This is a genomic window from Roseiarcus fermentans (assembly GCF_003315135.1).
In the GTDB taxonomy this organism is placed as follows: Bacteria; Pseudomonadota; Alphaproteobacteria; order Rhizobiales; family Beijerinckiaceae; genus Roseiarcus; species Roseiarcus fermentans.
Genome location: NZ_QNRK01000023.1, coordinates 106,422 through 119,038 on the forward strand (window position 1 = coordinate 106,422; position 12,617 = coordinate 119,038).

A 12,617-nucleotide genomic window follows, 5' to 3' on the forward strand; every position below is an offset into this window, starting at 1 on the left:
ACGGCGGCCAGCCCGCCCTCAACGTGAACTGGAGCACTCCATGCCCTTGGCCCGGATCGACCTCATCAAAGGAAAGTCGGAAGCCTATCGCAAAGCCATCGGCGAAGCCGTCTACCAGGCTTTGCTCGCGATCGGCGTCCCCGAAGACGATCGCTTCCAGGTCATCCATGAGCACGAGCCGGCCAATTTCCTATTCGCTAAGTCGTACCTGGGCGTTGAGCACACGAACGATCTCGTCATCATCCAGATCACCTTCAATGAAGGTCGGACCACAGCGCAGAAGCAGGCCCTCTACAAGGCGATCGCCGAGGGGATCCATTCCGCGACGGGACTCGCGATCGGCGATGTCTTCGTCAACCTGGTCGAGGTGAAGCGGGAGAATTGGTCGTTTGGAAACGGCGTGGCCCAGTACGTCCCGACGTGACCTGGCCCAGGAGCCCAGCTCTCGGCCGTCAAGGTCGAGCTTCGATGGCGACCGCGCAGCCCAGCGGCGCGGGAACCATTGCCGGTCCGGCCCAGCGCGTCTATAGGCACCTGCGTTTCGCTTACGCCGATTGGTCTCGGCGAGTGAGCTTCTCGAGGAGCGACATGATCCACGTCACCTTTCCCGACGGCGCGCAGCGCGCCTTCGAGCCCGGCGTTTCCGGCCTCGACATCGCCCGATCCATCTCCCCCTCGCTCGCCAAACGAACGGTCGCCATGATCCGCGACGGCGAGCTGGTCGATCTCGCCGACACGATCGCCACCGACGCGCGCGTCGAATTCATCGCCCGCGACGATCCGCGGGCGCTGGAGCTCATCCGCCACGACGCGGCGCACGTGCTCGCCGACGCGGTGCAGTCTTTGTGGCCCGACACCCAGGTGACGATCGGCCCGGTGATCGAGAACGGCTTCTACTACGACTTCTATCGCTCGGAGCCGTTCACGCCCGATGACTTCCCGGCGATCGAGAAGAAGATGCGCGAGATCGTCGCCAGCGACCGGCCGTTCGTGCGCACGGTGGTTCCGCGCGAGGAGGCCAAGAGCTTCTTCGAAAAGAAGGGCGAGGCGTTCAAGGTCGAGCTGATCGACTCGATTCCGCCCGGCGAGGACCTGAAGCTCTACAGTCAGGGCGGCTGGACCGACCTCTGCCGCGGCCCGCACATGACCTCGACCGGCAAGGTCGGCGACGCCTTCAAGCTGATGAAGGTCGCCGGGGCCTACTGGCGCGGCGATTCGTCGAAGCCCATGCTGTCGCGCATCTACGCCACCGCCTTCGCCAAAAAGGAGGAGCTCGACGCTTATCTCAAACAGATCGAGGAGGCCGAACGGCGCGACCACCGCAAGCTCGCCCGCGAGATGGACCTGTTCCACTTCCAGGAGGAGGGGCCGGGCTCGATCTTCTGGCATCCCAAGGGCTGGGCGATCTTCCAGACGCTGACCGCCTACATGCGCCGCCGCCTCGCCGACGACTACCAGGAGGTCAACGCGCCGCAGGTGCTCGACAAGAAGCTGTGGGAGATTTCCGGCCACTGGGGCTGGTATCGCGAGAGCATGTTCATGGCGCGGCCCGCGGGCGAAGAGGCCGAGGGCGAGGACGAGCGCGTCTACGCCATCAAGCCGATGAACTGCCCCGGCCACGTCCAGATCTTCAAGAACGGCCTCAGAAGCTACCGCGAGCTGCCGCTGCGGCTGGCCGAGTTCGGCGCGGTCAACCGCTACGAGCCGTCGGGCGCGCTCCACGGCCTGATGCGGGTGCGCTCCTTCACCCAGGACGACGCCCACATCTTCTGCACCGAGGAGCAGATGGCGGCCGAGTGCCTGAAGATCAACGATCTGATCCTCTCGGTCTACAGCCACTTCGGCTTCGACAAGATCGTGGTCAAGCTCTCGACCCGGCCGGAGAAGCGCGTCGGCACGGACGCGATGTGGGACCACGCAGAGGACGTGATGGGGCGCGTGCTGGACGAGATCAAGGCGCGCCACGGCGACGTGGTGACGACGGCGATCAATCCGGGCGAGGGCGCCTTCTACGGGCCGAAGTTCGAATACGTGCTGCGCGACGCGATCGGGCGCGACTGGCAGTGCGGCACGACCCAGGTCGACTTCAACCTGCCGGAGCGCTTCGGCGCCTTCTACATCGCCGCCAACAGCGAGAAGACCATTCCGGTGATGGTGCACCGCGCCATCTGCGGCTCGATGGAGCGCTTCATCGGCATCCTGCTTGAACATTATGCGGGGCATCTGCCGCTGTGGCTGTCCCCGGTGCAGGCGGTGGTGTGCACCATCACCGGCGACGGCGACGATTTCGCGCGCGCCTTCGTTGCCAAGGCGAAGAAGCGCGGCCTCAAGGTCGAGGCCGACCTCAGGAACGAGAAGATCAATTACAAGGTTCGCGAGCACTCGCTGGCCAAGATCCCGGCGCTGCTCGCGGTCGGGCGCAAGGAGGCGGCCGAAAACACCGTGTCGGTGCGCCGGCTCGGCTCGAACGCGCAAGTCACGATGGGCGCGGACGAGGCGATCGAGGCGCTGCTCGCCGAGGCCGTCCCGCCCGACCTGCGCGGCTGAGCCGCCGCCCGGCGGGCGTCGGGCGGCGCGGCTCGCCGGGTCGAAATCGCCCGGCGGCCGCGGCCGGCGCGGCCGGCCCGCGTCGGGCCGGCGAAGCCGACCGGCGGCAGCGCCCTCGTGGCGATTCACCATCGGTTCGCGTCGCGCAGGCGCCCGGTCAGCGCTCGTCACATTCGGCGCTTCCGCTTCCTCGCGAAGGCTGGCATGGTGTTTGCTCACCGATGTGACGCGCGTCACACTTCCGTTCCGGCGGCAAACCCTTCATCATGGCTTCCTTCAGCGACAGGCGGAGAATGTGACGGACACGGCGATCGAACCCCGCGGCGCGCTCCGCTTCCGCTTTCGTGGCCGGGAGGTCGCGCTCGACCGCTTCTCGCCGCGGGCGACCGTGCTCGACTGGCTGCGCGAGGACGCGCTCGCCAAGGGGACGAAGGAGGGCTGCGGCGAGGGGGATTGCGGCGCCTGCACCGTCGTTCTGGCGCGGCTCGAGGGCGGCCGGATTCGCCATGGCGCGGTCAACGCCTGCATCCTGCTGCTCGGGCAACTCGACGGCGCCGAATTGATCACGGTCGAGGACCTGGCCGACGGCGGCGTCCTCCATCCGGTGCAGCAGGCGATGGTCGACCAGCACGGCTCCCAGTGCGGCTTCTGCACGCCGGGCATCGTGATGAGCCTGTTCGCCGCCTATCATTCCGGCGCCCCGGCGACGCCCGCGAGCCTCAATGACCAGCTCGCCGGCAACCTCTGCCGCTGCACCGGCTACCGGCCGATCCTCGCCGCCGGGCTCGCGACCTGCGACGGCGCGCCGACCGACCGCTTCGCGGCGGCGGCCGAGTCGCGCGCCGCGGCGCTCGCCGCCCTCGCCGACGGCCGGGACCTGTTCGTCGGCGACGACACCCGGTTCTTCGCCGCCCCGGCGAGCCTCGAGTCGCTGGCAGCGCTTTACCGCCGCTTTCCCGGCGCGGCGCTGGTCGCCGGCGCGACCGACGTGGGCCTGTGGATCACCAAGCAGCTTCGCGACCTCGGCCAGGTGATCTGGCTCGGACGCGTCGCCGGTCTCGACGCGGTCGGAGAGACCGCGGACGGCGCGCTGTCGCTCGGCGCCGGCGTCACGCTCCTCGACGCTGCGCCCCGTCTCGCCGCCATCCACCCCGACCTCGGCGAACTGCTGCGCCGCTTCGGCTCGGTCCAGGTCAGGACCAGCGGCACGGTCGGCGGCAACATCGCCAACGGCTCGCCGATCGGCGATCTCGCCCCGGCGTTGATCGCGCTCGGCGCCCGGGTCGTCCTGCGCCGGGGCGACGCCGCGCGCAGCCTGGCGCTCGAAGACTTCTTCATCGCCTACGGCAAGCAGGACCGGGCGCCGGGGGAGTTCGTGACCGCGATCGAGACGCCGAGACTGGGGGAGGGCCAGCGCTATCGCGCCTTCAAGGTCACCAAGCGGTTCGACGAGGACATCTCCGCCGTCATGCTCGCCGCCCGGCTGGACCTCGACGGGCGGCGGATCGCGGGCGCGCGCATCGCCTGCGGCGGCATGGCGGCGACGCCGAAGCGGGCCGCCAACGCCGAGCGCGCGCTCGTCGGCGCGAGCCTCGATTCCCCGGACACGTGGGCGCCGGCCCTCGCCGCGCTCGGCCAGGACTTCACCCCCCTGACCGACATGCGCGCCTCGGCCGCCTACCGGATGACGGTCGCCAGGAACGTGCTGCGCAAGGCGCTGCTCGAGGTGGCGGGCGACGCGGCGCCGACCCGGCTTGGAGCGCTTCATGCTGCAGAGTGACCTGATCGACGTCCCCGAGACCGCCGTCGTCCACAAACCCCTCGCCCACGATTCCGCCCGCCTGCACGTGCAGGGATCGGCGACCTACGTCGACGACATCCGTGAGCCCGAGGGCGCGCTGCACGTCGCCATGGGCATGGCCGGCGTCGCCGCGGGCGAATTGAAGCGCCTCGACCTCGCCGCGGTGAAGGCCGCGCCCGGCGTGGTCGCGGTGATCGCCGCCGCCGATATCCCCGGCCGCAACGACATCGCCCCCGTCTTCGCCGACGAGCCGCTGCTCGTCGAGCGCGAGGTGATGTTCCACGGTCAGGCGGTTTTCGCCGTCGTCGCCCGCACCCGCGACGAGGCGCGCCGCGCGGCGAAGCTCGGCGTCATCGAGATCGAGCCCCGCCCGCCGTCCGTCACCATCGCCGACGCGCTCGCGACCGGCGCCCGCGTGCAGGACGATTACGCCTTCGCCCGCGGCGACGCCGCTGCGGCCGTCGCCGCCTCGGCCCATCGCCTCGAGGGCCAGTTCGCCATCGGCGGGCAGGAACACTTTTACCTCGAGGGCCAGGTGTCGCTCGCCGTTCCGGGCGAGGGCGACGAGATGATGGTCTACGCCTCGAGCCAGGACCCGACCGAGACGCAGCACATCGTGGCGCGGGTGCTCGGCGTCCCGGACGCCTTCGTCACCGTCGAGACGCGGCGCATGGGCGGCGGCTTCGGCGGCAAGGAGAGCCAGGCCTGCACCTGGGCGGCGATGGCGGCCGTGGCGGCGAAAGTCACCGGGCGGCCGTGCAAGGTTCGGCTCGACCGCGACGACGATTTCGCCCTCACCGGCAAGCGCCACGATTTCCGCGCCGACTGGGCCGTCGGCTACGACGATCACGGCGTGATCGCCGGCTACGACGTGATGCTGAACGCGCGCTGCGGCTGTTCGGTCGATCTGACCCCGGGCGTGGTCGACCGCGCGATGTTCCACGCCGGCAACGGCTACTGGCTGCCCGACGTCGCGATCGGCACCCGGCGGCTCAAGACCAACACCGTGTCCAACACCGCGTTCCGCGGCTTCGGCGGGCCACAGGGCATGATCGCCATCGAGCGCGTGATGGACGCGATCGCGCGCGAGCGACACCTCGATCCGCTCGACGTGCGCAAGGCCAACCTGTTGCGCGCCGGCCTCGACCGCACGCCCTACGGCCAGGCGGTCGAGGATTTCGAGACGCAACGCCTGATGATCGAGGAACTGGAGCGGACGAGCGCCTATCGCGCCCGACGCGCCGAGATCGCCGCCTTCAACCGGTCGAGCCCGTGGCTCAAGCGCGGGATCGCGCTGACGCCGCTGATGTTCGGCATCTCCTTCACCCTGATCCCGCTGAACCAGGCCGGGGCGCTGGTGCACGTCTATTCCGACGGTTCGATCCACCTGAACCACGGCGGAACCGAGATGGGGCAGGGGCTGTTCACCAAGGTGGCCCAGATCGTGGCGGAAGAGTTCGGCGTGCCGCTGCATTTCGTGCGCATCACCGCGACCAACACCGCCAAGGTTCCCAACGCGTCGCCGACGGCGGCCTCGTCCGGGACCGACCTCAACGGCATGGCGGCGAAGATCGCAGCGGCCGAGATCAAGGGCCGCATGGCCGCCTTCGCCGCCGCGCATTGGGGCGTGCCGGTCGAGACGGTCGCGTTCCGCGACGCCCGCGCGGTGTCGGGCAATCACGCCATGGATTTCGCCGCGCTCGCCAAGGCCTGCCGGCTCTCCCGGGTGCAGCTTTCGCACGCCGGCCATTACAAGACGCCGGACATCCACTGGGACCGCGCGAAGGCGACCGGCCGGCCGTTCTTCTATTTCGCCTATGGCGCGGCCTGCTCCGAGGTCGCGATCGACACCCTGACCGGCGAGATGCGGGTCATGCGCGCCGACCTGCTGCACGACGTCGGGTCTTCGATCAATCCGGCGCTCGACATAGGCCAGGTCGAGGGCGGCTTCATCCAGGGGATGGGCTGGCTGACCACAGAGGAGCTCGTCTACGACGCCAGGGGACGGCTCGCGACCCACGCGCCGGCGACCTACAAGATTCCGGTCGCCTCCGACACGCCGCCGGTGTTCAACACCACGCTCCACACCCGTCCGAACCCGACCGCGAGCGTGTACCGCTCGAAGGCGGTCGGCGAACCGCCGCTGATGCTGGCGATCTCGGTCTATTCGGCGATCCTCGACGCCGTCCATGCGACCAGCCCGACCGGCCAGCCCCGGCTCGAGGCGCCCTGCACGCCGGAGTCGATCCTGAAGGCGATCGCCTCGCTGGAGGGGGAGGGGTGAAGCGAGCCGGACGTCACCCCCTTCCCCAACGAAAGTTGGGGAAGGTGGCGCGAAGCGCCGGATGGGGTGCGGAAAGCAGGACTCGCTCGGCGCAGGGCGGCGGCGATGGACCTGCAATACGTTCGCAGGCGAAGCAACGGCCCACACCCCATCTGGCCCTTCGGGCCACCTTCGCAAGCTCCTGCTCCACGGCATGCATAGATCGCCTCGCCGGCGGGACTCGGAGCGAAGGGCAGCGTCCCCGCCCCCCTTGTGGGGGCGGGACAGGGTGGGGGGTCACGCCGAGTTTGGGAAGTTTCCTGCTGCACCAAGCGGATAGGCATGGCCCGACCCCCCTCCTCGTTCCTCCCCCACAAGGGGGGAGGAGGCGCACGGCGCCGCGATTGTTCATGCAGGAGCCGGAGTTGTGTGCATCCCGTGGAGCAAAGCCGGGGAAGGGAGCGCCCTGACCCATGCTCGCCTTTCGCCGCCTGCTCGATGCGATCGAGGCCGAAGGGTCGGCGGCGCTGGTGACGCTCGCCCGCGTGCGCGGGTCGAGCCCGCGCGAAGCCGGCGCGCGGATGGTGGTCCGCCCGTCCGGCGGCTTTCACGGCACGATCGGCGGCGGCGCGCTCGAATGGGTGGCGCTCGAGGCGGCGCGCGCGGCGCTGACGGCCGGACGGGCTGCGGCTCTGCGCCGCTCGCTCGCCCTCGGCCCGGAACTGGCGCAATGCTGCGGCGGCCGGGTCGACTGGCGGATCGAGATTTTTGACGCGCGCGACGTCGAGGACCTTCGCGCGCTGGCGTCGGCGGAACGCGACGGCGTCGGGTCGCTGACCGCCCGTCTCGGCGCCGACGGCCGGGTCGAGCGCCGCCCCGACCGCGAGCGCCCGGGCGGACGCCTGACCGAAAGCCTGCCCGAGGCGGAGACCTGGACCGAGCCGCTCGGCGAGAGCGCCCGCGCCGTCTACCTGTTCGGCGCCGGCCATGTCGGCCGGGCGCTGGCGCTGGCGCTCGCGCCGCTTCCCTTCGTGGTGCGCTGGATCGACTCGCGCAGGGAGGCCTTTCCGGCGCGCGCGCCCGGCAACGTCGCGCTGATCCACGCGCTTGAGCCCGCGGCGGAACTCGCGGTCGCGCCGGACGGGGCGCTGATCGTGGTGATGACCCATTCCCACGCCCTCGACCTCGACATCGTCGCCGCCGCGCTCAGCGCCGACCGCTTCGGCTACGTCGGCCTGATCGGTTCGGCGACCAAGCGCGCCCGCTTCCTGCGCCAGATGCGCGACGCGGGCCTCACCGAAGCGATGCTGGCCAAGCTCGTCTGCCCGATCGGCGTCCCCGGCATCGCCGGCAAGGACCCCGCCGTCATCGCCGCCTCGACCGCCGCGCACCTCCTGATGGCGGCGGAAGGGGGGGAGCCTGGGCGATCGGCGTGATCGTCCGCGCTCGACCGGGGAGGCGAGCGCGCGAGGAACGCGTAGGACAAAACGCGGCGCTCGCGCCCGTTCCGCGCATTCCCCTCCGCCGTCGGGGACGGCGCCATGGCGCAAATTGCGGTCGTCGCCGGCCACTCTGACGAAGGCGTCCCATCCAACCCTTCGCTCCGCTCGCTTCGGTACGCTGGCCGGGCGCCGACTGCGGTCCTGCTAGACCCGCCGTGACGGGGCGCCCGCAGGCCAAGCGTCGTGCGCGACGCCAGGCGCGCCCGCTTCGAACCGGTCTTGATCGACACCGAGTGCGAGCAGCGCCGAAGCCAAGCGGCGGATGGGATCCTCCCTCGCCTCGTCTGTCAGATTGAACGTTCCCCAATGGATGCCGATCGCCTGTCTCGCCTGCAGATCAAGCATGATCCGCACCGCCTCTCCGGGGTCGCAGTGCTGAGCGGACATGAACCAACGGGGCGCGTAAGCGCCGATCGGGATCAAGGCGAGATCGGGCGCGCCATATCGTTCCCGCATGTCGCGAAAGATGCGGCCGGTCCCATAGCCGGTATCGCCGGCGAAGTAGGTGAGGCCCGCAGACGTCCGCACCATGAACCCTCCCCAGAGCGCTTTCCTGCGATCGCGCAGGTCTCGCCAGGACCAATGGTTGGCCGGAACGATATGCGCCTCGGCGCCGGGACCAAGTTCGAAACGATCGCCCCAATCTCCCGTGATGATGCGCGCGGCGGGAACCGCGCGCCGCACGATCGCGTCGTTGCCGAGCGGCGTGAGGATCAGGGGAGCGTCGCGCTGGTGAAGCCTGCCGAGCGTCGCGAGATCGAGGTGGTCGTAATGGTTGTGCGACAGCAGCACCACGTCGATTGGCGGGAGGTCGTCGAACGCGACGCCCGGCGCCGTCACCCGCTTCGGTCCCACTGAGCGAAGGGGACCGACGCGCTCGGACCAGACAGGATCGGTCAGCACGTTGAGGTCGCTCGTCTGGATGAGCAGCGTTGCGTGTCCGACCATCGTGACCCGCAGACCCTCGACACGGCGGGCCGGAACGGTCTGCTCGATCGAGACGGATCGGGGCCAAGGGACTTGGCGCCTGGCCAGCTTCCACCTCAGGACTTCGGTCAGCGTGCGATCCGTCCCGGGTTCGCCGGGGTTGAAAAAACGCAGGCCGTCGAAATGGTCGGTCGGTCGCCCGACCGGATAGGGACCGGACATCGGCTTGGCGTCCAAATTGAGCAGAGGGATGAGCGGGTGGCGCGCTCGCGGCGGATGCCGCGCAACGTCCGCTTACCTGCCCACGCTCGCCGTCCGGGGTCAAATCCGAATGCGCCCGCTACATCGGCGGCAGATCGAAGCGATTCCAAATCGGGGCGCGCCGGTCGCGCTCCGACCGGGCGACGCCGGTCCAGCAGATCTCCGCAACAGGGGCGTGCGTCGCTGTGTCACAGATTCGCCTGCGAGAAAGCGCTGACGGCCGCGGCGGGCGCGCGTAGCGTCGCCGCCTCCGGCTTCACCCGGCCGGACGGGGGCTTTTTCGCGAGCGGACGAGGGCACGAGTCACGATGAAACCGGGCGCCTTTCCGATGTCCAGCGCCGGCCCGACGCCGTCGCGGCCGATCCTCGCCTGAAGCCGCCCGCCGCGTTCTCCCGCCGCCGATCCAACTGGAGCCCTGCCATGCGCGACCTCGCGCCCGCGAACCATGACCTCGACCGTATCGAAACGGCGTCGCGCGACGAAATCGCCGCACTGCAACTCGCTCGCCTGCAGCTGACCCTGCGCCGCGTCTACGACAACGTCCCCCACACCCGGCGAAAGTTCGACGCCGCCGGGGTCCATCCCGACGATTGCCGCACCCTGGCGGATCTGGCCAAGTTCCCGTTCACTGCCAAGAGCGACCTGCGCGACACCTACCCGTTCGGCATGGTCGCCGTGCCGCACGACCGGATCGCGCGCCTGCACGCCTCTTCCGGCACCACCGGCAAGCCGACGGTCGTCGCCTATACTCAGGCCGACATCGACGTCTGGGCCGCCGTGATGGCGCGCTCGATCCGGGCCGCGGGCGGAAAGCGCGGCATGAAGGTCCATATCGCCTTCGGCTACGGCCTGTTCACCGGGGGCCTCGGCGCGCATTACGGCGCCGAGCGGCTGGGCTGCGCGGTCATTCCGGTCTCGGGCGGCATGACCGAGCGTCAGGTCCAGTTCATCCATGATTTCAAGCCGGAGATCGTGATGGCGACGCCGTCCTATACGCTGGCGATTTTGGACGAGTTTCGCAGGGCCAACCTCGACCCGCGCGATTGCAGCCTTGAGGTCGGGCTGTTCGGGGCGGAGCCCTGGACCAACGCGATGCGCGCCGAGATCGAGCAGAGTTTCGACATGCACGCCATCGACCTCTACGGCCTGTCGGAAGTGGTCGGGCCGGGCGTCAGTTGCGAATGCGTCGAGACCAAGGACGGCCCGCACGTCTGGGAAGACCATTTCTATCCCGAGATCATCGATCCCGAGACGGGCGCGGTCCTGCCCGACGGCTCGCCGGGCGAACTCGTCTTCACCTCGCTCACCAAGGAGGCGATGCCGATCATCCGCTACCGCACCCGCGACCTGTCGCGCCTCCTGCCCGGCACCGCGCGCTCGATGCGCCGGATGGAGCGGATCGCCGGGCGCTCGGACGACATGATCATTTTGCGCGGCGTCAACCTGTTCCCGTCGCAGATCGAGGCGCTGATCCTCAAGTGCCCCGGGCTGACGCCGCACTTCCAGCTCGAACTGCACCGGCGCGAGCGGATGGACGCCGTGACCGTGGTGGTCGAGGCGCGCCCGACCGCCGCCGGGGAGGCCGAGCGCGAGATGAGCGCCTTCGAGCTCAAGCACCACATCAAGTCCGTCGTCGGCGTGACCGTCGGCGTCCGGGTGGCCGATCCCGGCGCCGTCGAGCGCTCACAGGGCAAGGCGAGGCGGATCGTCGATCTCAGACGGAGCGCGTGAGGCGACGTTCCTTCCCTTGGTCGCATTCCCGGCTCGAACGATTTTGGATGATTTGGACATTTTGGACAATCCGGACTATGTTTGAGTACGGGCGTATGGAGGCGATCATGGTGACGAACAGGGCTCGCACGCCGGCCGGCTCGCCCGGACCAGTGCGCAAGACGGACACTGTGGCGCTGACGCCGTCGGCCATGACGGAGATTGTGGCCGTTCTGGCGAAGCACAATCCTTCAGCGCCCAAAGCCGCGATCAGGCGGGCGGCGAGCGTTTTCGCCGCAACCCTGGAAAACGGTGTCGCCCACGCGCCGATTCGTTCGCGTTCATCCCATGCACGGCCGATGAATCGGGCGGCCGGCGATCTGCGGCGACCGGCAGCCCTCGATGCGCCGGTCGAAGAGAGCCAGGGCGAGGGCTTTGGCGAAGTGTTGTCGACGGACCAGGGGCGCCGGCGGGTCATCGACTACGCCACACCGGTTCGCATGGAGGATTGGGCTGGTCCGGTCGCGGGGCCTGCCGAGATCGAGCGGCATTTCGGAACCAGGCGCTCGACTCTGCACGAGTGGCAAAAGAGGGGCGCGGTGATCGGCTTGCTGAGGGGCGAGCGGAAGCACGTCTATCCGCTGGCCCAGTTCGTCGACGGCCGTCCGATCGAAGGCATGAGCCGGATTACGAAAATCATCGCCAACCCGCGCGCGGCATGGCTTTGGCTCGTCACGCCCCACCCGAACGGAGACGAGGCGTCGCCTCTCGAGCGGCTGAAGCAAGGACGAACGGACGAGGTCGCGGCGGCTGCCCAGCAAGACTTCGGTTGACGCGTGACTCTCGACCCGAAGGTCGTCGACGCCCTGACGATCCGCTTTCAGCCCCGAAACTATATCAGGGTGATGCCCAAGGTTCATTCCAGTAGAGTAACTCCCAAGCCGGCAGCGAATAGCGCCGTCATCGCGAGCGAAGCGAAGCGATCCAGGGCCGCTGGGCCGCTGTCGCGCCCTCTGGTCGTCCCGCCGCCCTTCCTTGCGAGCAATTTCTTCCGCAGGAAGCAAGCGGCGGCATGGATTGCTTCGTCGCTTTGCTCCTCGCAATGACGGGGTTGGGAGTTACCCAGTAGACCCCTTGGAATGGGTTACGGCCAGACCCGTTTCGGCAGCCCCGACCTCTCCTTCAAACTCGCCTACATCGCCAGGAACCTGATGACGGGAATCGCGGAAACGATCGTCCGCGACCGCTTCGAGGACCAGACGGAACGCAGGCTGCACGTCAGTGAGGTCCTGGACTGGTCCGTATCGACCATTGTCGTTCGAGAGCCGCTGATCCTGGTCGACCTGCGGACGACCGGTCTCTTGAGACTCGGAGTGACCACAGACGCGAGCCGGGCGAAAGCGCAGGAAGCGGGCCGACGTCTGATACCATTTCCGGGTGATCAGCTCGCGTTGGCGATGGGTGGCCACCAGTGGAAGCCGGCTCTCCCCTTGAGGGTTTGTCGGTCGTCGGCGAGTTGGGCGCATCGTTGCGAGACGATGGCCTCGAGCGTTTCGAGGTCGGGGATGTGCTTGTTGACGACGGGCTCGTCCACGACCTGCCAAA

9 protein-coding genes are annotated in these 12,617 nt (G+C 69.0%); 8 read left to right on the plus strand and 1 reads right to left on the minus strand.

Annotation, left to right across the window (positions count from 1 at the left end; genetic code table 11):
- Window positions 1-40 precede the first annotated feature (40 nt).
- The 5 genes from DFR50_RS19810 (at window position 41) to xdhC (ending at window position 8,047) form a co-directional block, all read left to right on the plus strand.
- The gene (locus DFR50_RS19810; protein WP_113890992.1) at window positions 41-424 is read left to right on the plus strand and encodes a tautomerase family protein; all 384 of its coding nucleotides are present in this window, start codon (window positions 41-43) and stop codon (window positions 422-424) included.
- 164 nt (window positions 425-588) lie between these two features.
- On the plus strand, window positions 589-2,547 hold the full coding sequence (gene thrS, locus DFR50_RS19815; protein ID WP_113890993.1) for a threonine--tRNA ligase: 1,959 nt from the start codon (window positions 589-591) through the stop codon (window positions 2,545-2,547).
- A 295-nt stretch (window positions 2,548-2,842) separates the two neighbouring features.
- A complete protein-coding gene (gene xdhA / locus DFR50_RS19820) occupies window positions 2,843-4,327 on the plus strand; it encodes a xanthine dehydrogenase small subunit (RefSeq protein ID WP_245427974.1) in 1,485 nt (494 codons plus the stop codon).
- On the plus strand, window positions 4,314-6,632 hold the full coding sequence (gene xdhB, locus DFR50_RS19825) for a xanthine dehydrogenase molybdopterin binding subunit (RefSeq protein ID WP_113890994.1): 2,319 nt from the start codon (window positions 4,314-4,316) through the stop codon (window positions 6,630-6,632). The genes xdhA and xdhB overlap by 14 nt, the downstream gene beginning before the upstream one ends.
- A gap of 452 nt (window positions 6,633-7,084) precedes the next feature.
- Entirely contained in the window at window positions 7,085-8,047 is a 963-nt protein-coding gene (gene xdhC / locus DFR50_RS19830) for a xanthine dehydrogenase accessory protein XdhC (RefSeq protein WP_113890995.1), read from the plus strand.
- A 210-nt stretch (window positions 8,048-8,257) separates the two neighbouring features.
- Here the strand turns inward: xdhC and DFR50_RS19835 are convergent, their stop codons facing one another.
- Window positions 8,258-9,262: an MBL fold metallo-hydrolase gene (locus DFR50_RS19835; RefSeq protein WP_113891006.1), complete on the minus strand. Its 1,005-nt coding sequence runs from the start codon at window positions 9,260-9,262 to the stop codon at window positions 8,258-8,260.
- Between the two features lie 460 nt (window positions 9,263-9,722).
- Here DFR50_RS19835 and paaK point away from each other — a divergent pair, with 460 nt between their 5' ends.
- The 3 genes from paaK to DFR50_RS19850 all read left to right on the plus strand — a co-directional run.
- Window positions 9,723-11,033 (plus strand): phenylacetate--CoA ligase PaaK, encoded by a 1,311-nt coding sequence (gene paaK, locus DFR50_RS19840; protein WP_113890996.1) that lies wholly within the window; start codon window positions 9,723-9,725, stop codon window positions 11,031-11,033.
- Window positions 11,034-11,140: 107 nt separating this feature from the next.
- On the plus strand, window positions 11,141-11,845 hold the full coding sequence (locus DFR50_RS19845) for an antitoxin Xre/MbcA/ParS-like domain-containing protein (protein WP_245427976.1): 705 nt from the start codon (window positions 11,141-11,143) through the stop codon (window positions 11,843-11,845).
- 306 nt (window positions 11,846-12,151) lie between these two features.
- The coding region (locus DFR50_RS19850) for an RES family NAD+ phosphorylase (RefSeq protein ID WP_170153301.1) at window positions 12,152-12,617 on the plus strand (466 nt) is incomplete at its 3' end.